At 57.1% G+C, this 25,687-nt stretch carries 27 protein-coding genes; 9 read left to right on the top strand and 18 right to left on the bottom strand.

Annotated elements, in window-relative coordinates:
* Window positions 1–102 precede the first annotated feature (102 nt).
* The 3 genes from RHM65_RS03015 to RHM65_RS25260 are packed head-to-tail and all read left to right on the top strand — an operon-like array spanning window position 103 to window position 832.
* Complete coding sequence (locus RHM65_RS03015; RefSeq protein WP_322184231.1) at window positions 103–291, top strand: bacteriocin immunity protein; 189 nt, start codon at window positions 103–105, stop codon at window positions 289–291.
* On the top strand, window positions 291–626 hold the full coding sequence (locus RHM65_RS03010; RefSeq protein ID WP_322184229.1) for a bacteriocin immunity protein: 336 nt from the start codon (window positions 291–293) through the stop codon (window positions 624–626). Before RHM65_RS03015 ends, RHM65_RS03010 begins: the two co-directional genes overlap by 1 nt.
* Complete coding sequence (locus tag RHM65_RS25260) at window positions 566–832, top strand: bacteriocin immunity protein (protein ID WP_369124690.1); 267 nt, start codon at window positions 566–568, stop codon at window positions 830–832. Before RHM65_RS03010 ends, RHM65_RS25260 begins: the two co-directional genes overlap by 61 nt.
* Window positions 833–920: 88 nt before the next feature.
* Here the strand turns inward: RHM65_RS25260 and RHM65_RS03005 are convergent, their stop codons facing one another.
* Window positions 921–1,454 (bottom strand): ferritin-like domain-containing protein, encoded by a 534-nt coding sequence (locus tag RHM65_RS03005; protein WP_322167426.1) that lies wholly within the window; start codon window positions 1,452–1,454, stop codon window positions 921–923.
* 200 nt (window positions 1,455–1,654) lie between these two features.
* Window positions 1,655–1,990 (bottom strand): osmotically-inducible lipoprotein OsmE, encoded by a 336-nt coding sequence (gene osmE, locus RHM65_RS03000; RefSeq protein ID WP_322167428.1) that lies wholly within the window; start codon window positions 1,988–1,990, stop codon window positions 1,655–1,657.
* Between the two features lie 151 nt (window positions 1,991–2,141).
* Here osmE and RHM65_RS02995 point away from each other — a divergent pair, with 151 nt between their 5' ends.
* Window positions 2,142–3,032 (top strand): triacylglycerol lipase, encoded by an 891-nt coding sequence (locus RHM65_RS02995; RefSeq protein WP_322167430.1) that lies wholly within the window; start codon window positions 2,142–2,144, stop codon window positions 3,030–3,032.
* Here RHM65_RS02995 and RHM65_RS02990 read toward each other — a convergent pair.
* A complete protein-coding gene (locus RHM65_RS02990; protein ID WP_322167432.1) occupies window positions 3,027–3,914 on the bottom strand; it encodes a DMT family transporter in 888 nt (295 codons plus the stop codon). The genes RHM65_RS02995 and RHM65_RS02990 overlap by 6 nt on opposite strands.
* A 94-nt stretch (window positions 3,915–4,008) precedes the next feature.
* On the opposite strand from RHM65_RS02990, the gene RHM65_RS02985 reads away from it, so the two are divergent.
* From RHM65_RS02985 to RHM65_RS02975, 3 genes are all read left to right on the top strand, one after another.
* Entirely contained in the window at window positions 4,009–4,794 is a 786-nt protein-coding gene (locus RHM65_RS02985; protein ID WP_322167434.1) for a helix-turn-helix transcriptional regulator, read from the top strand.
* Between the two features lie 94 nt (window positions 4,795–4,888).
* Window positions 4,889–5,188 carry a PsiF family protein gene (locus RHM65_RS02980; protein ID WP_322167436.1) on the top strand — a complete coding sequence of 100 codons (300 nt, stop codon included), beginning with the start codon at window positions 4,889–4,891 and terminating at the stop codon, window positions 5,186–5,188.
* A 98-nt stretch (window positions 5,189–5,286) separates the two neighbouring features.
* A complete protein-coding gene (locus RHM65_RS02975; RefSeq protein ID WP_322167438.1) occupies window positions 5,287–6,297 on the top strand; it encodes a hypothetical protein in 1,011 nt (336 codons plus the stop codon).
* Between the two features lie 159 nt (window positions 6,298–6,456).
* Here RHM65_RS02975 and RHM65_RS02970 read toward each other — a convergent pair whose 3' ends face one another.
* A complete protein-coding gene (locus tag RHM65_RS02970; RefSeq protein ID WP_322167440.1) occupies window positions 6,457–7,722 on the bottom strand; it encodes an Hsp70 family protein in 1,266 nt (421 codons plus the stop codon).
* Between the two features lie 169 nt (window positions 7,723–7,891).
* Here RHM65_RS02970 and cbpA point away from each other — a divergent pair, with 169 nt between their 5' ends.
* Window positions 7,892–8,836 (top strand): curved DNA-binding protein, encoded by a 945-nt coding sequence (gene cbpA, locus RHM65_RS02965; RefSeq protein ID WP_322167442.1) that lies wholly within the window; start codon window positions 7,892–7,894, stop codon window positions 8,834–8,836.
* Between the two features lie 2 nt (window positions 8,837–8,838).
* Entirely contained in the window at window positions 8,839–9,144 is a 306-nt protein-coding gene (locus RHM65_RS02960; protein ID WP_322167444.1) for a chaperone modulator CbpM, read from the top strand.
* Window positions 9,145–9,297: 153 nt separating this feature from the next.
* On the opposite strand, the gene RHM65_RS02955 is transcribed toward RHM65_RS02960, so the two are convergent.
* The 14 genes from RHM65_RS02955 to RHM65_RS02890 form a co-directional block, all read right to left on the bottom strand.
* Complete coding sequence (locus tag RHM65_RS02955) at window positions 9,298–10,422, bottom strand: HAMP domain-containing sensor histidine kinase (RefSeq protein WP_322167446.1); 1,125 nt, start codon at window positions 10,420–10,422, stop codon at window positions 9,298–9,300.
* A 157-nt stretch (window positions 10,423–10,579) separates the two neighbouring features.
* Complete coding sequence (gene ureC / locus RHM65_RS02950) at window positions 10,580–12,280, bottom strand: urease subunit alpha (protein WP_322167448.1); 1,701 nt, start codon at window positions 12,278–12,280, stop codon at window positions 10,580–10,582.
* 86 nt (window positions 12,281–12,366) lie between these two features.
* Window positions 12,367–12,675 (bottom strand): urease subunit beta, encoded by a 309-nt coding sequence (locus RHM65_RS02945; RefSeq protein WP_322167450.1) that lies wholly within the window; start codon window positions 12,673–12,675, stop codon window positions 12,367–12,369.
* Window positions 12,672–13,208 (bottom strand): GNAT family N-acetyltransferase, encoded by a 537-nt coding sequence (locus RHM65_RS02940; protein WP_322167452.1) that lies wholly within the window; start codon window positions 13,206–13,208, stop codon window positions 12,672–12,674. Before RHM65_RS02940 ends, RHM65_RS02945 begins: the two co-directional genes overlap by 4 nt.
* A 17-nt stretch (window positions 13,209–13,225) precedes the next feature.
* The gene (locus tag RHM65_RS02935) at window positions 13,226–13,765 is read right to left on the bottom strand and encodes an N-acetyltransferase family protein (RefSeq protein ID WP_322167454.1); all 540 of its coding nucleotides are present in this window, start codon (window positions 13,763–13,765) and stop codon (window positions 13,226–13,228) included.
* 21 nt (window positions 13,766–13,786) lie between these two features.
* A complete protein-coding gene (locus RHM65_RS02930) occupies window positions 13,787–14,089 on the bottom strand; it encodes an urease subunit gamma (RefSeq protein ID WP_322167456.1) in 303 nt (100 codons plus the stop codon).
* Window positions 14,090–14,245: 156 nt separating this feature from the next.
* A complete protein-coding gene (locus RHM65_RS02925) occupies window positions 14,246–15,091 on the bottom strand; it encodes an urease accessory protein UreD (RefSeq protein ID WP_322167458.1) in 846 nt (281 codons plus the stop codon).
* Between the two features lie 45 nt (window positions 15,092–15,136).
* Window positions 15,137–15,835 carry an urea ABC transporter ATP-binding subunit UrtE gene (urtE, locus tag RHM65_RS02920; protein ID WP_322167460.1) on the bottom strand — a complete coding sequence of 233 codons (699 nt, stop codon included), beginning with the start codon at window positions 15,833–15,835 and terminating at the stop codon, window positions 15,137–15,139.
* A gap of 118 nt (window positions 15,836–15,953) precedes the next feature.
* A complete protein-coding gene (gene urtD, locus RHM65_RS02915) occupies window positions 15,954–16,814 on the bottom strand; it encodes an urea ABC transporter ATP-binding protein UrtD (protein ID WP_322167461.1) in 861 nt (286 codons plus the stop codon).
* Window positions 16,811–17,890, bottom strand: coding sequence for an urea ABC transporter permease subunit UrtC (gene urtC, locus RHM65_RS02910; protein ID WP_322184227.1), 1,080 nt, complete (start codon window positions 17,888–17,890; stop codon window positions 16,811–16,813). Before urtC ends, urtD begins: the two co-directional genes overlap by 4 nt.
* A complete protein-coding gene (gene urtB, locus RHM65_RS02905; protein ID WP_322167464.1) occupies window positions 17,890–19,392 on the bottom strand; it encodes an urea ABC transporter permease subunit UrtB in 1,503 nt (500 codons plus the stop codon). Before urtB ends, urtC begins: the two co-directional genes overlap by 1 nt.
* Window positions 19,393–19,523: 131 nt before the next feature.
* Window positions 19,524–20,789 carry an urea ABC transporter substrate-binding protein gene (urtA, locus tag RHM65_RS02900; protein ID WP_322167465.1) on the bottom strand — a complete coding sequence of 422 codons (1,266 nt, stop codon included), beginning with the start codon at window positions 20,787–20,789 and terminating at the stop codon, window positions 19,524–19,526.
* A gap of 212 nt (window positions 20,790–21,001) precedes the next feature.
* Window positions 21,002–24,529, bottom strand: a complete 3,528-nt coding sequence (locus tag RHM65_RS02895; RefSeq protein ID WP_322184225.1) for a hypothetical protein — start codon at window positions 24,527–24,529, stop codon at window positions 21,002–21,004.
* A gap of 155 nt (window positions 24,530–24,684) precedes the next feature.
* Window positions 24,685–25,674 (bottom strand): iron ABC transporter permease, encoded by a 990-nt coding sequence (locus RHM65_RS02890; protein WP_322170690.1) that lies wholly within the window; start codon window positions 25,672–25,674, stop codon window positions 24,685–24,687.
* Window positions 25,675–25,687 lie beyond the last annotated feature (13 nt).

Raw genomic sequence — 25,687 nt, 5'->3', positions numbered from 1 at the left:
GCTTCGTCAGTGAATCATAAGGAGACGCAGTGATGGATCTCAAGGGCGCAATTTCTGATTACACCAAATATCAATTTAAAGAGCTGATAAAAGCGATTGAGGATGTTGAAACAGAAAGTTGACATGCCGAGTTGTTATTCCATTTCAACAAAATTGCTCCTTCACCCTGCCGGGTCAGACCTTTTGTATTACCCGCAGCCAGGTGCAGATGAGTCCCCGGAAGGTGTCGTTCAAGAGAATCAGACGTGGTGCCTGGCCAATGGCGTACCAGGTCTCAAGTCGGCTTTCTGATGAAAAATAGCCTCTCGGATTACACCGAGTTTCAGTTCATGAAGTTCGTGGAAACAATTTTCGAAGAGAACAATGCTGACAGAAATGACGCTCGTTTAAATGAGTTACTGCTCCAATTTGAAAAACTGACCGGGCACCCCGCCGGCATGGATTTGATTTACTACCCGGAGTCTGGCGAAGAATGCACGCCAGCAAGTATCACTGAGACCGTAAAAAATGGCGCGAGGAAAACCGTCTTCCTGGGTTCAAACCGGCCTTTTAATTCTTTTCGGAGGTGTGGGTGGAATTCAAGAACGAGCTTTCTGATTACACCGAATACCAGTTCGCGAAAGTGATTCAAGCAATAAAGGACTGTGAGGGGTCCGAGGACTTTCAAGCTCAGTTGATCGTTCATCTCAACAGCTTGGCAGCAGACGCTGGAGGCTCCGACTTGATTTACTACCCTGAAGAGGGTGCAGATAGCTCCGCTGAAGGGGTCGTCCGGAGTATCCATACGTGGTGCTCAGCTCACGGATTACCAAGTTTTAAATCACCTTTCTGAGTCGGCCGAAGGCACTATCCCAAACACAAAAAAACGCCCAGTTATCTTCGATCAACGAAAACCAACTGGGCGTCGCTTTTTAAAGCACTTACATATCTTTCAAAAGATCGGCCATGTCATCGGCGTGTTCTTCTTCTTGCGCCAATATAGTTTCGAAGATCCGTCGTGATGTCGGATCTTGTTCGCCGATGTATTGGATAATTTCGCGGTAGCTGTCGATGGCGATTCGCTCGGCGACCAGGTCTTCGTAGACCATCTCTTTCAGCGTGTTGCCAGCAACGTACTGCGCGTGGGAGTTTTTCGACAGCAGGTCCGGGTTAAATTCCGGTTCGCCGCCCAGCTGCACGATGCGCTCGGCGAGTAGGTCGGCGTGTTCGTTTTCTTGCCCCGCATGTTCCAGAAACTCTTCGGCGGCCACGTGCGCTTTCAGGCCGGTGGCCATGTAGTAGTGACGTTTGTAACGCAGGACGCAGACCAACTCAGTGGCCAGGGATGCGTTGAGTAAACGGACCACTTCTTCGCGGTCAGCGCTGTAACCCTCGGTCACGGCACCGTTTTCCACATTCTGACGCGCGCGTTGGCGCAGGGTATTCACATCCGTTAATTGCTGCACATCGCTCATCATTCATCTCCAGGGCTAATCCGGTTTCCGTCTCGCTCTATAAGCCGCCCGTCTAAGATCAACGGTCGCTCCGGCATGATCGGTACCTAGTTGTGAGTGATGAGGCGCGAGAAAGTTTTATCGCAGGGCCTACAGAAAACACAAAAGCCCGAGGCGCGCGGCTTCAGGCTTTTTGTTTGGAGCACCGCTGACTGCGGGTCTTACATGGCGCGCTCGTTCGCTTCGCGTTGGTCGCAGGTCATGAAACCCTTGGTGTCGACCTTGCCATTGCCGTCAAACGCCACGTAGTAGGTTTGTTTGCTGCCTTCGTGGTTTAGCACGTAGTTGTTGCAACTGCCAGGGTGGACCATGCGGTGCTGACGGGAAGACGGCTCACCGCCAATCGTCAGCACTTGTTGTTCGTTCATGCCTTTTTCAACTTGCTTGACCAGCGGCTCGTTGCGATAAGTGACGAAATCCACCGGGTTTTGGGTGGTGGTCGAGCAACCGGCCAGAACGGCGAGCACGCTCAGTGTTGCCAAGGTTTGCTTGTACATAGGAACGCTCCTGATAACTGAGCCATGGTTGGCCCGATGAAGCTTTGAGCGACGGAAGGTAACCAGAGTTCGATTTAAAGATGGCGTTCAGGCATCAGCCGATATTGTTGACTAAGGTTGAGTCGCCACCCTCATGCAAAAGGACCGTGCCATGACGCAAAAACTTGCTACGCGCTATCCGTTGATCATGGTTCCAGGGTTGCTGGGGTTCGTTCGTTTGGTGCTGTACCCCTACTGGTACGGCATCGTGACGACCTTGCGTCGCGGCGGCGCAAAGGTGTTCCCGGTCTTGGTGTCCTCGATCAATTCCACCGAAGTGCGCGGCGAACAGCTGTTGCAGCAGATCGAAAAGATTCTGCTGGAGACCGGTGCGGCCAAGGTGAACTTGATCGGCCACAGCCAAGGTGCCCTGACCATTCGGTATGCCGCCGCTAAGCGCCCTGATCTTGTGGCCTCTGTCACCAGTGTTGCGGGGCCTAATCATGGCTCCGAGTTAGCGGATTACCTGGAGCGAAGTTTTCCCGCCGGCACGGCCAAGGGGCGGCTACTTAACCTCGTGCTGCGGCTATTGGCTTGGTTGATGGCGTTGCTGGAAACCGGCTACCACGGCCCCAGATTCCCGGTGGACATCGACGCATCGCATCAGTCGCTGACCACTAATGGCGTGGCGCTGTTCAACAGTCGTTATCCCCAAGGCTTGCCGGAAACATGGGGCGGGCAGGGGCCAGAGGAAGTCAATGGCGTACGTTATTATTCGTGGTCCGGCACCTTGCAACCGGGGCGCACTGATCGTGGGCGCAATCGGTTGGATGGGACCAATCGCACCTGTCAGCTGTTTGCCCGTACCTTTACCCGGGAAGTCGGGCAGTGCGACGGCATGGTCGGGCGCTTCAGTTCGCACTTGGGCACTGTCATCGGCGACGACTACCCCCTTGACCACTTCGATATCGTCAATCAGTCGTTGGGACTGGTGGGGACGGGCGCCGAGCCCGTGCGCTTGTTTACCGAACATGCCGAGCGGCTGAAAGCGGCGGGGTTATAACGCCCGTTGTGCGACACCCAACGGTGTGGTCCAGCGTTCCGCTAGCACCACACCGAACAACGTCAGTCCGCCGCCGATCAAGTGATAGGACGCCAGATGCTCGCCCAGCACGGCCGATGCGATCAGCGCCGTCGTGAGGGGCATCAGGTTGAGAAACATGGAGGTGCGACTTGGGCCCAGACGATGAATAGAATGCATCCACAGCAGTGGGGCGAGCATTGAGGTCGGGATGCACGCATACAAAATCAGCGGAATATTGCTTGAGTTCAGTCCGGCTTTGGGCGACAGCAGGAACATGGGAAACAACACTGCCACGGCGACCCAAATCTGCAAATACAGCAATTGCAGCGGCGGTAGGTGCATCTGCCACTTTTTCAACAGGGTGCTGTAGACGGCGTACGCGAACGTGGCGACCAATATCATCGCGTCGCCGAGGTTAAGACCCCGCTCCATCAAGGCGCTCAGGCTCCCGGCCGAAACCACCACCGTCACGCCGCTGAACGACAGCACTGCGCCCACCAAGGCACCGGTGGTTAACCGAGTGCCCAAGGTCGTAATCGACAACCCCAGAGCGATCATCGGCATCAACGATAAAATGATGCCCATATTGGTGGCGGTGGTCATCGACGCGGCGAAGTACGCCAGGCTTTGGTAAACCGCCATGCCCAGCACGCCAAGGACCGCTATTTTTTTCAAATTGGGTTTGATCACCTCCCAGTTCTTGATCACCGGCCGAAGCAAAAACGGGGTGAACAAAATACCCGCCAGCAACCAGCGATAGAAACCGATCTCGGCAGGAAATATCACGCCCACCGTGAGTTTGTTGACCACGTTGTTGGCTGACCAGATAACAATCGTCAGTAGCGGAAATAGATATTGCATCGGCGCACCGCTCGGAAGTGAGACTGAATTATCCGCCTGTCCGTTGCGATGGCTATACTCCGTTTCGGACAAATTCCACCGAGCGGCAGACAGTATGAAAACCAAACTCCTCACCATCCCAGATTTTTCCGGTCTACCGTGCCCGGTTTACCTACGACACGACGAGTTCGGCGCCGACACCCACAGCGCGCCGCATCGGCATGCTTGGGGGCAGCTCAACTTTGTAAAGCACGGGGTGATGGAGATCGAAATCGCGGGTCAGCGCTTTATGTCGCCGCCGCAATACGCGGTATGGATTCCGTCGCACGCGGAGCACAGCTGCTACAACCGTCAGGCCGTCACCTACCGCTCGGTCTACCTTGCCCTCGAACACAGCGCCCACATGCCGGACGCCCCCTGCACGCTGGTGATCAGCGACGTGCTCAAGGCGATCCTCAATGACTTTGCCGATCGCGACGTGAAAATTCCCGAGAGCGATGCCGACCAGCGTTTGGCGCAGGTGATCGTGGATCAGCTGCGGGTGGCGCCGGTGCAAACGCGTTTCCTGCCGTATGCGCAAAGCCCCGGTTTAGTCTCGGTGCTTCAAGCGTTGCAGGCTGAACCCGGCGACAACCGACCTTTAGTGGAGTGGGCCAGTCAGGTGCATGTCAGCGAACGAACGCTGGCCCGGCAATGTGTGCGGGAATTGGGCATGAGTTTTGGCGACTGGCGCCAGCGCTTGCGATTTTTGAAAGCCATTGAGGCGCTGGAGGGCCGTCGCAGCGTGCAGGAAATCGGCTATGACATGGGCTACAGCAGCGCTTCGGCATTTATTTCAATGTTTCAGCGCCAGGCCGGTTGCTCGCCCGAACAGTACCGGCGGCAAGCAAAAATGGCCTGAAATAGGCCAATCACATCCCGTAACATATCTCGTGGCCTTGGCTACACTTCAGCGAGGCCACGCTGATCGGCGTGGGTCATCAGGAGATAACTCCATGAAAATGCTACGTGTTCCTCTGTTGGTTATGGGTTTGATGATGTGCGCACACGGATTTGCCGAGACCGCGCAGCAGAACAAAATGACCACGTGTAACGCCGACCCGCAAGCGAAAACCCTGACCGGTGATGCGCGCAAAACGTTCATGAGTAATTGCCTCAAAGCCACGCCAGCAGCGGCGGCCAAGCCAGTCACCGCGCAGCAACAGAAGATGAAGGACTGCAACGCCGATCCCCAGGCAAAAACCTTGAAGGGCGATGCGCGCAGAGCGTTCATGAGCACCTGCCTGAAGAAGTGATCGGTTGATCGTCGGCAGCGACCTTTTGAGCACTGGTCCTCAACTCGGAACGCTGGCAGACTGCCCCCCTTTTCGCGCCGTTCGTTTTTGAGGCTGTCATGCCAACGTTTTCCCCGCGTCACGTGTTGTTGGCCAGTTTGATCATCGTGTGTGGAGGGTTGCTGGCGGCGATACCGCTCAAACTTCTGCCGAGTCTGCTGGCCGGGTTGCTGGTATTTCAACTGGTCAACATGCTCACCCCGAAACTGCAGCTTTTGATTGCCGGTGAGCGTGCGCGCTGGTTAGCCGTGGCGCTGCTGGGTACCTTGGTGGTCAGTGTGCTGACGTTGCTGTTTGCCAGCGCCATCAGTTTTTTTCTCCACGAAGCCGAAAACCCGGGCGCGTCGTTGGGCAAGTTCATGACAGTGGTCGACCGCGCTCGCGGTCAGTTGCCGCCGTTCATTGACAGTTACCTGCCCGCCAGCGCTGATGAGTTTCGTATCTCGCTGGGTGCCTGGATGACCAAGCACATCGGCGATTTGCAACTGCTGGGCAAAGGCGCAGCGCACACCTTCGTCACGCTGCTGATCGGCATGGTGTTGGGCGCTATCGTTGCGTTGCAGCGTGTAGTGGTGGGGCATAAACGCAAGCCGCTGTCGGCCGCGCTGTTTGAACGTCTGGACCTGCTCAACGAAGCGTTTCGCAATATCGTGTTTGCCCAGATCAAGATTGCTCTGCTCAATACGGCATTCACCTCGGTCTTCATCGCCATCGTGCTGCCGCTGTGCGGAATTCACCTGCCGTTGACCAAAACCTTGATCATCCTGACCTTCCTGCTGGGCTTATTGCCGGTGGTGGGCAATTTGATGTCCAACACGCTGATCTTCATCGTCGGCCTGTCGTTGTCGATCTGGGTCGCCATCGCGGCGTTGGGTTATCTGATCGTCATTCACAAGCTTGAGTACTTTCTCAATGCGCGGATTGTTGGTGGCCAAATCAGCGCTAAGTCGTGGGAGTTGTTACTGGCGATGCTGATCTTCGAAGCAGCCTTCGGCCTGCCCGGCGTCGTGGCCGGACCGATCTACTATGCGTATTTGAAGAGCGAATTGCGTCAGGCGGGGTTGGTTTAACACGGCCACACACACGTCACCCTGTGGGACCGAATTCATTCGGGAAGGCGTCATATCAGACGCAGATGAGTTGGATGTGAAATCCATTCCCGAATAAATTCGGTCCCACGGATCTTCAAGCAATCCACATCCAGTCTGTCACTGTGGGACCGAATCAACTTAGCCGTAACGCTTTTTGGCTTCAATCGCCAAGCCGCTGCCGATGCTGCCGAAGATGTTGCCTTCCACATGGCGGGCATTGGGCAGCATGGCCGAGACGCTGTTGCGCAGGGCTGGAATCCCGCTTGAGCCCCCGGTGAAAAACACCGTATCCACCAAATCGACGCTCACGCCGGCATCGTTCAGCAGCTTCGACACGCTGTTACGCACCCGGGTGAGCAGCGCCTCAATGGCCGACTCAAACAACGTCCGGCTCAGTTCGACGCTCAAGCCCGGTTGAATACGATCCAGTGGCACATGGCGGCTCTCTTCATGGGTCAGATGAATCTTGGTTTCTTCAACTTCCATCGCCAACCAATGGCCGGCGCGCTGCTCGATCAGCTTAAACAGACGATCAATACCGCCGGTATCAACGATGTCGTAACGCATGCTGGCCAAGGCGATTTGCGATTTCTGTGAATACACAGCGTTGATGGTGTGCCAGGTCGCCAGGTTCATGTGGTGGCTGGTCGGCATGTACGCCTGACTCTTCATCCGGCTGCCGTAGCCAAACAGCGGCATCACGCCCTGAAGGCTGAGCTGCTTGTCGAAGTCGGTCCCGCCAATGTGCACGCCACCGGTGGCGAGAATGTCGTCATGCCGGTCGGCAACAAAACGTCGCTCCGGCGCCAGACGCACCAGGGAAAAGTCCGATGTACCGCCGCCGATGTCGACGATCAGCACCAGCTCTTCGCGTTCGATGGTCGACTCATAGTCGAACGCCGCCGCAATCGGTTCGTACTGAAACGACACTTCCTTGAAGCCAATCTTGTGCGCGACTTCCACCAGGGTGTCTTCGGCTTCCTGATCGGCGGCGGCGTCGTCATCGACAAAATGCACCGGCCGACCCAGCACCACTTCATCGAAAGGGCGGTCGGCGGCGGTTTCGGCGCGTTGTTTCAGTTGTCCGATGAACAGCCCCAGCAGGTCCTTGAACGGCATCGCCGTGCCCAGCACGCTGGTATCGTGTTTGATCAGCTTGGAGCCGAGCAAACTCTTCAGCGAGCGCATCAGGCGGCCTTCATAGCCTTCCAGGTACTCGTGCAGCGCCAGGCGGCCATACACTGGGCGACGCTCTTCCATATTGAAGAACACCACCGAAGGCAACGTGATTTTGCCGTCCTCCAGCGCGATGAGCGATTCCATGCCCGGCCGTAGCCAGCCAACCGTGGAATTGGACGTGCCGAAGTCAATACCGCAGGCACGGGCTGGAGATTCGTTTTTCATGTGCTTCATGTTCCAGTCAAAAAAACGGCCGCGCAGTGTATGTCAGCCCACCACAGATGCGTAGGGTGAAACGTCGGTTAGGTGCAGTTAAATCCGAAAAAGAGCATGCTACGCGCTGAGCATGGGCCTTTTGAGGCTGCGCTGGATAATTGGGGATGGTGACCGTTACATGGACTTCAAAGACTACTACAAGATTCTTGGGGTGGAACCGACTGCGGACGACAAAGCGATCAAGGTCGCGTACCGCAAATTAGCCCGCAAGTATCACCCTGACGTCAGTAAAGAAAAGGGCGCAGAGGAAAAATTCAAGGAAGCTTCCGAGGCTTATGAGGTACTCAAAAGCCCGGAGAAGCGCGCCGAATATGAAGAGCTGCGCAAGTATGGCCAGCAGGGTCGTCCCTTTCAGGGCCCGCCGGGCTGGCAGAACCGTGGCGGTGCGTCCAGCGGCGGCTATGGCGAAGACGCCGGCGACTTTTCAGATTTTTTCAGCTCGATCTTTGGTGGTCGGGCACAGCAAGGCCGGCCGCGTAGCGCGGGTCGTCGTGGACAGGATGTAGAAATGGAATTACCGATCTTTCTCGAAGAGACCCTGTCGAACGAGTCCAAACAAGTCAGCTTCAAGGTGGCCCAACATGGCGCTGATGGTCAGCGCATGGCAGATGTCACCAAAACCCTGAACGTGAAAATCCCGGCTGGCGTCGCTGACGGTGAGCGTATTCGTCTCAAAGGGCAGGGCGCACCGGGGGTTGGCGGCGGCGAAAATGGCGATTTGTACCTGATCATCCGTTTTGCACCGCACCCTATGTTTGATGTTGAAGGCCATGACCTGATCATTACCGTGCCATTAGCACCGTGGGAAGCGGCGCTGGGCACCAAAGTCGCGGTACCGACCCTAACCGGCAAGATCAACCTGACCATTCGCCCCGACAGCCAGAGCGGCCAACGCCTGCGCGTCAAAGGCAATGGCTTGCTCGACAAGCAAGGTCAGCGCGGCGATTTGTACGCGCAGTTGAAGGTTGTGATGCCGAAAACCACCGACGAAGCCGCCAAGGCACTTTGGCAGAGCTTGGCCGATACCGCCGCATTCGATCCGAGAGCCCAATGGAGTAATTGATCATGAGCAGCACCCTGATCGTAGAGCTGGATATGAAGGAATTCTGTCAGGTGACCGAGATGCCGGCCGCCTTCGTGATCGAAATCGTCGAGCACGGCATTCTCGAACCTCAGGGGCAGCAGCCCGAGGAGTGGCTGTTCGACGCCCATGCCTTGGCCGTCGCCAGACAGGCGATCAAGTTGCAGCACGACCTTGAGCTTGAATGGGACAGCGTGGCGTTGGCGCTGGATCTGCTGAGTGAAGTTGACCGCTTGCGGGCGGAAAACTTCATGCTCAAACAGCGGTTGGGGCGTTTTTTGTTGGATTGATTTTGAATAGTCCGGACATCCTGCGATGAGCCGAGATCCTGTGGGAGCAGGCTTGCCTGCGAAGACGCCAGTGTATTCACCGCTGAATCTGTGCTGCCCTTGCTGACGCTTTCGTCGGCAAGCCGACTCCCACAGGTGATGTGTCTACGCGGCCTAATGTTTGGGCAATACCACGGTAAACGTCGTCCCGTCAGCGCGGTTCGAGGTCACGGTAATGCTACCGTTGTGCGCAGTGACCACTTCCTTGACGATAAACAAGCCCAACCCAAGGCTCGTCGACGGGTGCCCCAATTCTTCGCTGGTGCTGCGAACAAGCGGATCGAAGAGGGTGCCAATCGCGCCCTCGGCAATCGGTTCGCCGAAGTTTTGCATCATCAACGTCACGCTGTTCTCATCAGCACTCAGTGTCAGCCGCAGCTGATGGCTGTTGGAGCCGTGTTGCAGTGCGTTGCCAATCAAATTTTGCAGTAACTGATCGATGCGTCCGCGATCCCAGTTACCACGGGTGTCACCACTGACTTCAAACGTAGGGTCGCACTCGGGCTGCCCGGCACAGGCTTCTTCGATGGCCTCACGGCAGGCGCTGGCCATTTCCATGGGTTTACGCTGAATCGGCAGGCTTGCACCCAGGCGGCTACGGACGAACTCAAGCAAATCCTTGACCATCGCGCCCATGTGCCGCGTGCCACCCTTGATGCGCGCAATGTAGGACAGTGCCGCATCGTCCAGGCCCACCTTACGGATCAACAATTCGGTGGACATGCTGACCGCCTGCAACGGCGCCCGCAGGTCATGGCCCAAGATTGCCAGAAAGATATCCCGCGAGCGCCCGACTTGCTCGGCATAGGCTGCAGTGGACTCAGCCAAGGCTTCGTCAATGGCTTCGTTGAAACGGATCATGTCGTGGAAGTATGTCAGTTCCGGCGACTTCAAACTGCTGACCCACATCCGAATGACGCTGGCGCGTAAATGGCGGAACTCGGAGGTCATTTGCACCAAGTCGAAACCCACGGTGTGTCTTAACTCACCGTGGCTGGCGGCGGCTTGGTCCAGGGTTGGGGATTTCTCCGGGCCTTCACCTTTGGATTTGGCCGACTGCTCAACCTGGGTTTGCGCGGTGTTCATGTCTCTGGCGGACGCCAGCAGAATGGCTTTGGCGTGGTCTCGCAGCCCTTCACGGCTCAGGGAACTCGCTGCTGGCTGGATGGTTTTCGCGAATTTTTCCCACTCGTCGACGATGCTGTCCACGTTCTGGACGATGAACTGGGAAAGGCGCATGAAGGTTTACCCTGCTGGCAGCTGCGATGAGCGGTATTGCATAGTAGCGCTTTTTTCGGAGTCTGAAAAAAGCCGTCTGTAGGCGCCAACGTGTTGGCGAAGCGGTGTACCTGACACACCGCCTCGCCACACGTTGGCTCCTACCGTTACCCTGCGATCAGAACAAAAAGTACCGCTGCGCCATGGGCAGCACTTCGGCGGGTTCGCACCACAACAACACGCCGTCGGCCTTAACCTGGTAAGTCTGTGGGTCGACGTCAATGCTGGGCAGGTAGTCGTTGTGGATCAAGTCCGACTTCTGCACGTTGCGACAGCCCTTCACCACGCTTATCGTTTTTTTCAGGCCCAGGGATTCCGGGATACCGGCGTCCATGGCGGCCTGACTGATGAAGGTCAGGCTGGTGGCGTGCAGCGAGCCGCCGTAGCTGGCGAACATCGGGCGGTAGTGAACCGGTTGCGGGGTGGGAATAGACGCGTTGGCGTCGCCCATCAAGCTGGCGGCGATGGCGCCGCCTTTGAGGATCAGGCTCGGTTTGACCCCGAAAAACGCCGGGCGCCACAGCACCAGGTCGGCCCACTTGCCCACTTCAATAGAACCCACTTCATGGCTGATGCCGTGAGTGATGGCGGGGTTGATGGTGTACTTGGCGATGTAGCGTTTGGCGCGGAAGTTATCGTTGCCGGGGCCGTCTTCGGGCAACTGACCGCGCTGTTTTTTCATTTTGTCGGCGGTTTGCCAGGTGCGCATGATCACTTCGCCGACCCGGCCCATGGCCTGGCTGTCGGAGCTGATCATCGAAAACGCGCCGAGGTCGTGCAGGATGTCTTCGGCGGCGATGGTCTCGCGGCGGATACGGCTTTCGGCAAACGCCACGTCTTCGGCAATGCTCGGGTCCAGGTGATGGCAAACCATCAACATGTCCAAATGTTCGTCGATGGTGTTGCGGGTGAACGGTCGCGTCGGATTCGTTGAGCTGGGCAGCACGTTGGGCAAGCCGCAGGCCTTGATGATGTCCGGGGCATGCCCGCCACCCGCGCCTTCGGTGTGATACGTGTGAATCGTACGACCCTTGAACGCGGCCAAGGTGGTTTCGACGAAGCCGGACTCGTTCAGGGTGTCGGTGTGGATCGCTACCTGCACATCGTATTGATCGGCCACGTTCAGGCAGTTGTCGATGGCGGCGGGGGTGGTGCCCCAATCTTCGTGCAACTTCAAACCAATGGCGCCGGCCTTGACCTGTTCAATCAGCGGTCCCGGCAGGCTGACGTTGCCTTTGCCGGTGAAGCCGATGTTCATGGGGAACGCGTCGGCGGCTTGAAGCATGCGCGCCAGATGCCAAGGGCCCGGCGTTACCGTGGTCGCATTAGTGCCCGTGGCCGGACCCGTGCCGCCACCGATCATGGTGGTGACGCCGCTCATCAGCGCTTCTTCGATCTGCTGCGGGCAGATGAAGTGAATGTGGGTATCGACACCGCCAGCGGTAAGGATCATGCCTTCGCCAGCGATGACTTCGGTGGCCGCGCCAATGGCGATGGTCACCCCGGGCTGGATGTCTGGATTGCCGGCTTTGCCGATGGCAGCGATGCGGCCATTTTTCAGGCCGACATCGGCTTTGACGATGCCCCAGTGATCGATGATCAGCGCGTTGGTGATCAGCGTGTCGACCACCTCGGCGGCCATCAGTTGGCCTTGGCCCATGCCGTCGCGAATAACCTTGCCGCCGCCGAACTTCACTTCTTCGCCATAGACCGTGAAGTCTTGCTCGACCTCAATCCACAGCTCAGTGTCGGCCAACCGCACGCGGTCGCCGACGGTAGGGCCGAACATGTCGGCGTAGGCGTGTCTGGAGATCTTCATGGGCGATCCTTAAATCATCAATGGCGGTGCCAACTTGTTGGCGAAACGTCGTGCGCGGCGAAACTATTTATTGCGTACGCTGGACTTCAATCCAACTCGCCCATCACCCGTCCCGCAAACCCAAACACCCGGCGATGCCCGGCCAAATCGACCAACTCCACGTCCCGCGACTGACCGGGCTCGAAGCGCACGGCGGTGCCTGCGGGGATGTTCAGGCGCATGCCGCGGCTGGCGGTGCGGTCGAAGGCCAGGGCGTCGTTGGTTTCGAAAAAATGAAAATGCGACCCGACCTGGATCGGGCGATCACCGCTGTTGGCAACGTTCAGGCTGATCGTGCGGCGGCCGACATTGAGTTCGATGTCGCCGGGCTGGATCTGATATTCGCCAGGGATCATACGGTCTTCCTCGACAAGGTTTTGTAATAGATAGCGGTCGGTTTGTATTCGCCGTCGGGGTTGCAGGCGTAGTCAGGCAATTTCCCGACGTTGATATAACCCGCCGAGCGGTAGAACGTTTCGGCGGGCGAGTCGGCCTCGGTGTCCAGGTACAGCAACCCGCGCTTGTGTTGTTGCGCGGCCTGTTCCAGCGCGTTGATCAATTGCCCGCCCAGGCCCCGCCGTTGCGCGGGTTTCAACACCAGCAGTTTTTGCACCTCGGCGCGGTTCGAACCGTTGGGTTTTTGGCACAAAGACAACTGCACGCTGGCCAATACTTGTTCCTCTTGAACCACCACCCACAATAGTCGCTCGCCCTTTTCCAGCTCTGCGCGTACGCCGTCGAAATACTCCAGCGCCTGCGCAGTGTTCAGGTTGGCCATGAAACCCACTGATGCACCTTGCTTGACGGCGTCCAGTAACAGATCAACCAGACCTTGGCGATAGTGGGGAAGGCTTTCGGCGTTAACGCGACGTAACTGGGCGGCGTTCATGGGGCGGATCTCCTTTCTTATAAGGGCTTCGAGCGAGGCGCTGAAGGCGCGGCGTCGGGTGTCAGGTTCAGTTGCATGAAGGTCAGGTCCAGCCAGCGACCGAACTTGGTGCCGACTTGGGCCATTTGACCGGTGATCGCAAAACCGAGGCGTTCATGCAGGGCCACGGATGCAGCGTTTCCACTTTCTATGGCCGCGACCATGATGTGCTTGTCGCAGCGCCGGGCACGTTCGATCAAGGCGTGCATCAGTTGCGGTCCCAAGCCATTGCCTCGTTGGTCGGCGCGGACATAGACCGAGTGTTCGACGGTATGACGAAAACCATCGAAGGGGCGCCAGTCGCCAAATGAAGCGTAGCCGAGCACTTCGCTGCCAGCATCGACGATCACCAGAATCGGATATCCCTGAACCTGCCGAGCGTCAAACCAGGCTTTGCGGTTGTCCAGCTCGACGGCCTGTTCATTCCAGATGGCGGTGGTGTTAAGCACCGCGTCGTTGTAGATGTCGAGGATGCCTACAAGGTCGGCTTCCAGTGCGTCACGAATAAGGTATGTCATTGAAAAACTCGCGTGTTGAAATCAGGCAATCGGTTGGTGCACGGTGACCAGTTTGGTCCCGTCTGGAAATGTGGCTTCAACCTGAATATCCGGGATCATTTCCGGGATACCTTCCATCACCTGCTCACGGGTCAGCAAGGTGGTTCCCAAGTGCATCAGTTCGGCAACCGTCCGGCCATCGCGGGCGCCTTCCAATAACGCGGCGGCAATGTAAGCCATGGCTTCTGGGTAGTTCAGCTTCACGCCCCGAGCCAGGCGCCGCTCGGCCACCAGCCCGGCAGTGAAGATCAGCAGCTTGTCTTTTTCGCGGGGAGTCAGGTCCATGTTCGGTTCCGTGTCATATCAATTGAGGGGCGCGATCCCCTGTGGGAGCGAATTCATTCGCGAATGTCGCAACGCGGTGTTTCAGACAAACCGCGCCGGCCGCTTCCCGAATGAATTAGGTCCCACAGGTGAGGTGTGATGTCGCGACGCGGTGCATCAGGTACTCCATATTCTCGGCGCAACCGCTTCACGCCCCAACAATTCAGGGCGCAGCAGCTTCCATAATCCAATCAGCCAAGCGCGGGCATGTAGGGCTTCGTCGGCCAGGCAGCGGGCGACCACCAGGCCTGGTAGTTGTGTGAGATCGCCGCGAACCGGCAGCTCCTCAGCCAAGTTACGGCAGGCTTCCAGCAAGTCGCCGCTGGCCTCGCCGGTCACTAACAGCGTAGCGAATACAGGTTTGCCGCCTAGGCCAATGGGCGAGTCCAGCAAGCCATCATTGCCGATGACACGCTGGCGTTCATGCCATAACAAACGTCCGTCGCGGCGGATTTCCACCTGGGATTGAAAATGCCCCAGATCAAAACGCTCGCCACAGGCTGGGCGCCCCAAGGCGACCACGTCCCAGTACAACACGCGGGCATCGCCCTGCAGCTCAATGTGGGTAGCGAGTTCTGCCTGGGCGGCGCTGAAGACGATGGTTTCTTGCGGCAGCCATTCCAGCGTGGCGCCAGCTTCGACCCTCAGCTCCAGTTGCTGAAAAGCCGGGCCAGCTGCACGGTACCATTTGGCCGCGCCGGGGCTGGTCAATTGCGCCCAGGCATCGGCGCCGACATTCACCGAAATATCGAGCCGATCACCCCCCGCGATTCCGCCCGGCGGGTGAACGATGATGTGCTGACACACCTCAGGGCCTTCGGCATACAGATGCTTTTGCACCCGCAGCGGGCCTTGATGGCGGCGCAACGTCGGACGCGTGCTGTCACCGAAACGGCCATAGCCCAACTCCAGCTCGGCATGCCAGCTGGGGGTGAACAGCGCGGTGTGGGCAGGAAGGTTCATGGTTGCGTCATTTTTGTGAAGGTCGCACCTTAGCGGATTAGCGCATCAAATTGTAACCAGACCACGCACCCCTTGCGCTTCCATGTCTTCGCCACGGCCTTGCTGGACGATCTCGCCACGGGACATCACTAGGTAATGATCCGCCAGCTCAGCGGCAAAATCATAAAACTGCTCGACCAACAGAATCGCCATGTCGCCTTGCGCTGCGAGCTTCTTGATCACTGCGCCGATTTCCTTAATCACCGAGGGTTGGATGCCTTCAGTGGGTTCATCGAGAATCAGCAGGCGAGGGCGGCTCGCCAGCGCGCGTCCGATGGCCAATTGTTGTTGCTGGCCGCCAGACAAATCGCCGCCGCGTCGCTGCTTCATTTGCAGCAACACCGGGAACAACTCGTAGATAAACGCTGGGACTTCTTTTGCTTCGCAGCCAGGGAAGCGCGACAGGCCCATCAACAGATTTTCTTCCACCGTCAGGCGGCCGAAGATTTCACGACCTTGTGGTACATACGCGATGCCAGCCTGTACGCGCTGATGCGGCTTGAACCCAGTAATGGTTTTGCCTTCCCACTGCACCGCGCCTTCTTTGGACGGCAGCAGGCCCATCAAGACTTTGAGCAACGTGGTTTTACCCACGCCATTTCGCCCGAGCAAGCACGTCACTTCGCCGATGTTCACCTCGAAAGACAGGCCGCGAAGAATGTGACTACCGCCGTAATACTGATGGAGCTTTTCGACTTGGAGCATGGTTTGCCTCTCATTAATCGATGTTGTCTGGACCGGCCTCTTCGCAGGCAAGCCTTCTCCCACAGGTGATCGCGCTTCTCTGTGGGAGCAGGCTTGCCTGCGAAGGGTGCAACGCGGTCTAGCGCCCTAAATAAACCTCAATCACCCGCTCGTCGGCCTGCACGTCTTCCAGCGAGCCTTCGGCCAATACGCTGCCTTGGTGCAGAACGGTTACGTGGTCGGCGATGGAGCCGACGAAGCCCATGTCGTGTTCCACCACCATCAACGAATGTTTGCCCGCCAGGCTTTTGAACAGCTCGGCGGTGAATTCGGTTTCGGCGTCGGTCATGCCCGCCACAGGTTCGTCGAGCAGCAGCAGTTGCGGGTCTTGAACCAGCAGCATGCCGATTTCCAGAAACTGTTTTTGCCCGTGGGACAGCAGCCCCGCAGGCCGGTGCATCGAGCCTGTCAGGCGAATGGTTTCAAGTACCTGATGGATGCTGTCTTGCTGCTCGCCAGTCAACCGTGCGCGCAGGCTGGCCCAGACGGACTTGTCAGTTTTCTGCGCCAGTTCAAGGTTCTCGAACACGCTCAAGGCTTCGAACACGGTAGGCTTCTGAAACTTGCGACCGATACCGGCTTGGGCGATTTGTACTTCGCTCATCAGCGTCAGGTCCAGGGTTTCACCGAACCAGGCTTTGCCGTGGCTGGGCCGCGTCTTGCCGGTGATCACGTCCATCAGCGTGGTTTTACCCGCGCCGTTAGGGCCGATGATGCAGCGCAATTCGCCCACGCCGATGTACAGGTTCAGATTGTTCAGGGCTTTGAAGCCATCGAAACTGACGCTGATGTCTTCCAGGGTAAGAATGGTGCCGTGTCGGGTGTTTAGACCCGCGCCGGTCATTTGCCCGAAGCCAATGGCATCGCGGCTAGTACCGGCGTCTGAATTGGGGGCCAGGATCGGTTCGAGCATGAAGGCTGGGGTCGGAGTGGTTTTCATTGATCACCCTTCTTTTTCAGCAGGCCAATCACGCCTTTAGGCAGGTACAAGGTCACGATGATGAACAGTGCGCCGAGGAAAAATAGCCAGTACTCCGGGAACGCCACGGTGAACCAACTCTTCATGCCGTTGACCACCCCGGCGCCCAACAACGGGCCAATTAAGGTGCCCCGTCCGCCGAGCGCTACCCATACCGCCGCTTCGATGGAGTTGGTCGGCGACATTTCGCTGGGGTTGATGATGCCGACTTGCGGCACGTACAGCGCTCCGGCCAAGCCACACATCACTGCGCTCAATACCCAGACGAACAACTTGAAGCCGCGTGGGTCGTAGCCGCAAAACATCAGACGATTTTCGGCGTCACGCAGCGCCGTCAGTACCCGGCCAAACTTGCTCCGCGCCAGGCGCCAGCCGACGAACAGACAACCCAATAACAACGCCACGGTAAGCAAAAACAGCGTAGCCCGTGTGCCTTGGGAGGTAATGCTGAATCCTAGAATGCTGCGGAAGTTGGTGAAGCCGTTGTTGCCGCCAAACCCGGTTTCGTTGCGAAAGAACAGCAGCATTCCGGCGAAGGTCAGGGCTTGGGTCATGATCGAAAAGTACACGCCTTTGATCCGCGAGCGGAAGGCGAAGAAGCCGAAGACCAATGCCAACAAGCCCGGCGCCAAAACGACCAGGCACATCGCCCAGAGAAAGTGATTGGTCCCGGTCCAGTACCACGGCAACTCGGTCCACGACAGGAACGTCATGAACGCCGGCAATTCATCGCCCGAGCTTTCACGCATCAGGTACATGCCCATGGCATAACCGCCAAGGGCGAAGAACAAACCGTGGCCCAGCGACAGCAGCCCGGCGTAGCCCCATACAAGGTCCAGCGCCAACGCGACGATGGCGTAACAGAGGATCTTGCCGACAAGGGTCAAGGTGTAGGCCGACACTTGCAGACTGTTTTCTGGCGGCAGCAACGACAGCAGCGCCAGTGCGATCAACAGCACTACAATCACTACGCCGATCGCCAAGGTGATTTTTGCGCCGGCTTTGCCTGCGGCGGTCACTAAAAGAGGCTGGTTCATCAGTCAATTACCCGCCCTTTGAGTGCGAAGAGCCCTTGCGGACGTTTTTGAATAAACAGAATGATCAGCGCCAGAATCAGGATCTTGCCGAGCACGGCGCCAATTTGCGGTTCGAGGATTTTGTTGGCGATGCCGAGGCCGAAAGCCGCCATCACGCTGCCCGCCAACTGGCCAACGCCGCCGAGTACCACCACGAGGAACGAATCAATGATGTAGCTCTGGCCGAGGTCCGGGCCGACGTTGCCGATCTGACTCAGCGCAACCCCACCCAATCCGGCGATGCCCGAGCCCAACCCGAAGGCCATCATGTCGATTCGACCGGTGGGCACGCCGCAGCAGGCGGCCATGTTGCGATTCTGAGTGACAGCTCGCACGTTAAGGCCCAGGCGAGTCTTGTTCAGCAGCAGCCACGTCAGCACAACCACGAACAAGGCGAAGGCGATGATCACGATGCGGTTGTACGGCAGCACCAGATTCGGTAGCACTTGAATGCCGCCAGACAACCATTGTGGGTTGGCGACTTCGACGTTCTGCGCACCGAACACCAGGCGCACCAGTTGAATCAGCATCAGGCTGATACCCCAGGTGGCGAGCAGGGTTTCCAGCGGGCGGCCATACAAATGGCGAATTACCGTGCGCTCCAAAAGCATGCCGATCAATGCAGTGACGAAGAACGCCACTGGCAGCGCCACGAGCGGGTAGAACTCAATGGCACCGGGTGCGTAGCGCTGATACATCAATTGCACAACGTAGGTGGAATAGGCGCCCAGCATCAGCATTTCGCCGTGGGCCATGTTGATCACGCCCAGCAAGCCGAAGGTGATCGCCAAGCCCAACGCTGCCAGTAATAAAATTGATCCCAAAGACAGACCGCTGAAAGCCTCGCCGAGGACCTCGCCGACCATCAGTTTGCGTTTGACCTGCGCCAGGCTGGTTTCGGCCGCGGTGCGCACGCCAGCGTCGGTTTCGACTGCAGGGTCGAGCAGGGTTTCGAGGCGGGTGCGGGCCAGCGGGTCACCGGTTTCACCGAGTAGACGAACGGCGGCAAGTCTCACGGAGGGGTTGGTGTCCACCAACTGTAAATTGGCCAGGGCCAAGGTCAACGCGGTGCGCACCTCGGCATTGGTTTCGGCAGTGAGTTGATGGTTGAGGAAATCGAGTTGCGCCGGTTTGGCGTTTTTTTGTAGCTGTTGCGCGGCGCCCAGACGCAGTTTGGCGTCGGAGGCGAGCAATTGATGACTGGCCAGTGCGGTATCAATCAAACCGCGCAGGCGGTTGTTCAGGTGCAGCACTTGGGGTTGGCCGTCGATTGTTAGCTGGCCTTGTTCCAAGGCACTGATCAACTCGACGCGTGCCGGATCAGGCTGAGCAGCCCAAGCTTCCAGCAGTTTGGCTTGTTGCACCGGGCTTGCTGCAACGAAGTCAGTGGCATCGCTGGCGTGGGCTGTAAACGGCAGCAGCAGGGCCAGGGCGAACATGAAGCGGTACAGGGCATTTGTCATATCTTTAAGCCTTGCGCGGACTGGAGGTCCATTCGCAGGCAAGCCTGCTCCCACAGTTGAAAGCACCACCTGTGGGAGCAGGCTTGCCTGCGAAGGCAATAGATCAGTCACAAACGGCTGATCAGTCTTACTTAGTTGCTCTTCACCGCATAATCCGGCTTTTTGTCGTTGCCAGGAATGTACGGGCTCCAAGGCTGAGCGCGGATGGGCTCTTTGGTCTGCCACACAACGCTGAACTGACCGTCGGCCTGAATTTCGCCGATCATCACTGGCTTGTGCAGGTGATGGTTGGTTTTGTCCATGGTCAGAACAAAGCCCGATGGCGCGTTGAAAGTCTGGCCGGCCATGGCTTCGCGAACTTTGTCGACATCAACCGACTTGGCTTTTTCAGCAGCCTGGGCCCACATGTGGATGCCGACGTAGGTGGCTTCCATTGGGTCGTTGGTCACTGCTTTGTCAGCGCCCGGCAAGTTGTGCTTCTTGGCATACGCTTTCCAGTCCGCGACGAACTTGGTGTTAACCGGGTTCTGTACCGACTGGAAGTAGTTCCAGGCCGCCAGGTTGCCGACCAGTGGCTTGGTGTCGATGCCGCGCAGTTCTTCTTCGCCGACCGAGAACGCTACAACCGGTACGTCGGTGGCTTTCAGGCCCTGGTTGGCGAGTTCTTTGTAGAACGGTACGTTGGAGTCGCCGTTGACGGTGGAAATAACAGCGGTCTTGCCACCGGCAGAGAACTTCTTGATGTTCGAGACGATGGTCTGGTAATCGCTATGACCGAACGGGGTGTAGACCTCTTCGATGTCCTTGTCAGCAACACCTTTGGACTTGAGGAACGAACGCAGGATTTTGTTGGTGGTGCGCGGGTAAACGTAGTCGGTACCCAGCAGGAAGAAACGCTTGGCGCTGCCGCCTTCTTCGCTCATCAGGTATTCAACCGCAGGAATGGCCTGCTGGTTAGGCGCTGCGCCGGTGTAGAACACGTTTGGCGACATCTCTTCGCCTTCGTACTGCACGGGGTAAAACAGCAAGCCATTGAGTTCTTCGAACACTGGCAATACTGACTTACGCGACACCGAGGTCCAGCAACCGAAGACAACAGCCACTTTGTCCTGGGTAAGCAACTGACGGCCTTTTTCAGCGAACAGCGGCCAGTTGGAAGCCGGGTCGACTACCACTGCTTCGAGCATCTTGCCGTTGACACCGCCTTTGGCGTTGATTTCGTCGATGGTCATCAACGCCATGTCTTTGAGGGACGTCTCCGAAATCGCCATGGTCCCGGACAACGAATGCAGAATGCCGACCTTGATGGTCTCGGCGGCCTGGATGGTCCAGCTCATGCCCATAGCGGCAATCGAGGCAGACAATGTGAACGCTTTGATCAGACTGCGACGCTTCATTTGGCGATCTCCATTATTGGATTTTTCAGAGGGCGGGTTCGGTGAGTTCGACCGAGTGTCTGAAAGATCTTTAGCAAAGGCTGGGCCAAATCTGTAAGGGTCGCGAAATGGTACGAAATTGTCGTACTTGCCAATCGCCGCGCACCGCCGTGGAACTCAATTCAGGGGGTGGTGCGCGACGCTGCGCAGATATGGTGCGCTTGGCCGGTTACCTACCTGAGCGGCACCTGCTGGCCGGTAAAGATGTCGAAGTAGCCGTTGGGGACCTGTTCTGGTGCGGAGAAGTACGCGTAATTCACGTTGTCGATGTGCTTGAACGCCATCAGTTGGAGCGGCGTATCCGGCGCAATGCCGACGTGGTCACCCAAGAATTCGGTGAACATATTTTTCTTCGGCACCGAGCTGTCGAAAATCAGAAAAATCGAGTGGGTACCCGGGCCTGCACTTTGGCGAACATAATCATCTGCCGCCCATCGCAGCGCATTCAGCGGGCTAACAGACGCGGATTGAATGCCTTTATCAGCGAAAATGATTCCCACTTTACCTTGAAGCTGCTCAAGGCCAAGCGTTGTGACATACGCGGCGCGGTAAGCGAGTCCGTGATACTCATGGAGCTGATAAAACTCTTGCCTGAACGCGAGGGTTTCCTCTGTTTCAATGCCGGCCCTTAATGCGTCGTTAATTTCGGCAGAGCCGCCTTCGCAGTACGCCAAGACCTCGGGAAATGAGTACGCATTGGAAGTGGCCAGCGACAGATAGTCGGACTCAAAGCGCTGCCGTTGCGCGGTGGTTAACGCATCAACGGACTTTGGCCACTCAGTGGTCAATTGCCCCAGCTCGACACGGGCCTGTTCATAGATTTTCGGGCTGACGCCTTGAACTTGATAAGGGGCCTTGACCCATTGGCCATCGTTGCCTAATAGCGCGAACTCCCCACGCTGTATCAGCTCCCGTGCATCTTCAGGGTAGCGCCGGTAGAGGGTCATATGGCCGAACAAGTTGGCGTTGGAACGGATGTAAAATACTTCCTTGTCGATTTCGATGCGGTGGTACCTGAGTGCGTCGAACACGATGTCCGTTTCCTCATACCCCGACGCTGTAATCGTACTGGTCCCTGACAGAATGCTGATGTGCACATCACCGTCGCCGCCGATGCGGCGCGTGAGCGGCCGAGGGTTGGATCGAAATAGTTTGATCGGAAGTGTGGCGCCGCGAGCAAGGGCCAGTTTGCTGACACCGGCCGATACCAGATAGTCGAGGGCAAGCAGAAGCTCTTTGGCGGCGCCCGCGTAGTCATGTTGTTCCACGTATCTGAATCCGTTCCAGGCGTTATACAGCGCCAAGCCTAATGCTACCGGGATAGAAGTCGGTGGCGGCAAGAAGAGCAAAAATATGCTGATTGCCAAGTGCAAGCTGGTGTGGTGCTCATCGCTTTTGAGTTCGCGAGCATTTAGCAGGTTAGTGGTTGCATCGTTGAGCAAATATTGGATTTTGATGCCATGGCTTTCGTCGAGGAAGTCCCGGGTTTGATCGACGAAACTGACCGGGTCCCAAATCACGCCCGGCAGTGGAACTGGCGAAGGAAACAGCTCGAATACATCTGGAAGGTGGCGGTGGTTTAGCCATTGATCCAATTTAAGGCCTTTGGCTGCGAGCGGCCTCTTGTCCGCCGGAATTTGAATCAACAGATAATGGGCAAAATCAGGGTTTGTCAGGAACAGGGTTTTGGCCGCGTCCATACCAGCGAACCATCGAAAAACGATGCCATCGGGAGCATTTAAGGTGCAGAACACCACACCTTCATCGCCGTCGACCTGGGGGCCTATTTTAAGAACGTTCGACAGCGGTACACCGTAGATCGACAAAAATTTCACCAAGATTTTTTTGTTCTTTACTTGCCGGTCAGCCGTTGCCTGCGGGGCATTCACCACGGCTTTGATCCAGTTCTGGCAAAGCGTGGGTATGGCTTCACCGAGGCTAAGCAGGCCCAGTTGCAGTTGTGTCCGGCTTAGCCGTAGCGCCAGGTCATGCAGCGACGTCGCATACTCAGAGGTCTTAAGCCGCGTTGCCAGGAATGAGTCGATGGTGGCGCTGTTATCGATTCGAGCCATTAGCCCGCGTACAAAAGGCTCATCTATATGGTCGATACGCGCCTTGTTTTTATCGGTCACGACGATGCTGTGGGCGCTAGAGAGCTTGAGTGTGCTGGGCTTTTCGGCGGCTAACGACTGAAGTGAATAGCGCGTGTAAACGTTGTTTTTCGCGGACGGCGGCAATGCCAGACCTGGAGCGAATGGCGGCAGTAACGGAGGGGTGTACGTGACATCGATCGTGATCTCATCAGCGCTGAGCGATGAGTGCTTTTGGGTCAATGCTTCCTGAATCACGGTAGCGAGGTAATCACCGGCGAGCGTCTGGTCTTGGAGTAACGGGTTGATCAGTTTGTCTACCGTCAACTGATTGATTTCGACAATGGTGTGAGCAAGACTTTTTGCCGAAATGAGCCACAGGTCTTTTTTCTCGACACTCATGGCCTGCCACCAGTTGGGCATCGAGGTGTGAAGGATGTACCTGTCGTTCCAGTCCAGGTTCAAATAATTATCGAACTGGTAGCGAGGGTCCAGTGACTTTGACAGGGCTTCAAGAAAGGCACTGGATTTAAGCCCTTGAGCTCTGGATGTTTTGACGCAATGAGCAAAGTCGGCTTGTTGTTTGGCAATTTGAGCCAAAAACTGAACACTTAAAAAATCACCTTCAATCGGTGCAAAGCCCCAGTCATGAGCGGTAGTGTTTGTTTGGTTGGTCGACGCTACAGCAGCGGCCGACTCAAGAGGTGCATTTTCCAGAAACCATTTTCGTTGCACCGGATCTGCCATGCGTTTCGATAACGATTCAGCCAACAACAGAAACGAATCAAATCCCTCCAGGCCATTATTCGGTGAGTAGAGCAACACCGGCCCCGATTGCACCGTTTCAGTTAGCGAGGCGGAGGGCGTGCAGGCGTGGCTGATGACGAACACACCTGCGAAGTTAAGCTGAGGGTAGTCATCGCCGGCTAAGGCCAAGCTAAAAACGCCATGTTGTTTTATAGCCGCTGGACTGTATGTTTGGCTGTACTGAAGCATCTCATCGAGCATGGAACCCTGCTGAGCGGTGAGGTTTTTTTGATCCATGCCTGCTTGGGCTAACATTCGCAATGCCCGTGCGCGTTCGTCCATGAATAGTGACGTACGGGTTTTACCCGCGCTCTCGATGACCCCCCAATAACTCAGCAGGCTTTGGTCGTAGGCGTCAGCCAGCGTCGTGGCAAGTTCCGCGTAGAGGGCGTGAAGTTGCTGAAAGTTCAATGCGGTTACTTCATGTGCTGGAGCTACCGAATTCGCGGCAACAAACAATCCCGCACTGTCTTCTTTCAGCACCAGCGATCCCAGGAAAAAATCGATCAGGCTGTCGCGCAAGCTCAGGGACTGGGTAACTTTGCGAATCCATTGAGTCGGCAGCGTTGGGCGTCGCGTCGGGAAGTTAGTGAACGGCGGTATCTTGCGCGCCTTGTACTCGAACAGACTCAGCCAAGTAGTATTAAAGTTGATGTTCAAAGTGGGATGGTCGCGGTCGAGCATTTTATGAAATTCAAGCTCAACCGTATCGAGGAAACTAGGCGGAAATACCGTGGGTAGTTTTGTCGTTGGGATTTTCGGGGCTAACCCAGCTGCGACTGCAGGTGTTAATTGAATGGTCATGGTCGTTTTTCATGGTGATTAAAATGGAAATGCCCTCGTTGCAATTACGCGAGGGCACCCAGCCATGAAGTCACTGCTAATAGCCCGTGTCTGTCGGTCGATGGATATTCAGCTGGTCGATTTTTGAGTTTCGAAGGTAGGATCGGTCCGAAGACTTAGCGCTTGCGCATGAGCCCAATAAAAAACAAACCACCGATGGCCGCGGTGGCAACGCCGATGGGCAGGTCTTCCGGCGCAATCAACGTGCGTGCGGCAACATCGACCCAGACCAGGAAAATGCTGCCCATCAACACGCAGGCTGGAAGCAGCCGACGGTGCTCGGCGCCCACCAGACGGCGGGCTACGTGCGGCACCATCAGGCCGACGAACCCAATTGAGCCGCTGATTGAGACCATGACGCCTGTCATCAGTGATGCAATCAAAAAGACTTTTATTCGCACGTTGCGTGCGTTCAGCCCCAACGTGACAGCGGTTTGTTCGCCTGCCATCAAAGCGTTCAGCGCCCTGGCCATGCTCAACAACAAGCCCAGCCCGATCAGCACGCTCAGCGCCGGAATGCCAAGCAGTTGCCAGCGCGCCAGACCCAAACCGCCCAGCATCCAGAACATCACCGCCGAACTGGCGCGATGGTCGCCCATAAACAACAGCAAATTGGCCAATGCCATCATTACGAACGAGACGGCGATGCCGCATAACAGCAGGCGGTCACTGTCGAGACGGCCGTGGCGGTTGGCGATGGCGAGGACCATCACCATGCTGCACAACGCACCAATGAACGCTGCGAGGGGCAAGGTCATCAGGCCGATGACCTCGCCGACATGCAACACCACAATCACCGCGCCCAGTGTCGCGCCTGACGTCACACCCAATAAATGCGGGTCGGCCAGCGGATTGCGGGTCACCGCTTGCAGCACCGCGCCGGTCAACGCCAACCCCGCGCCGACCACTGCGCCGAGTAACATTCTCGGCACCCGAATCAGCCAAACGATGTGCTCTTGGCCCGCACTCCAACTCGGTATCTCGGGGCCCAAACCGAACAGCTTGTGCAGGAGGATTTGCCAGACAATCTGCGCCGGCACGGGTGCCGCACCAAATCCCAGCGACAACACGCAGGAGGCCAACAGCACGGCGCTCAGGCCCAGCATCAGCAGGTTATAG

This window comes from Pseudomonas sp. CCI4.2 (assembly GCF_034350045.1).
GTDB lineage: Bacteria > Pseudomonadota > Gammaproteobacteria > Pseudomonadales > Pseudomonadaceae > Aquipseudomonas.
This window is presented reverse-complemented; position numbering and strand designations above follow the sequence as displayed.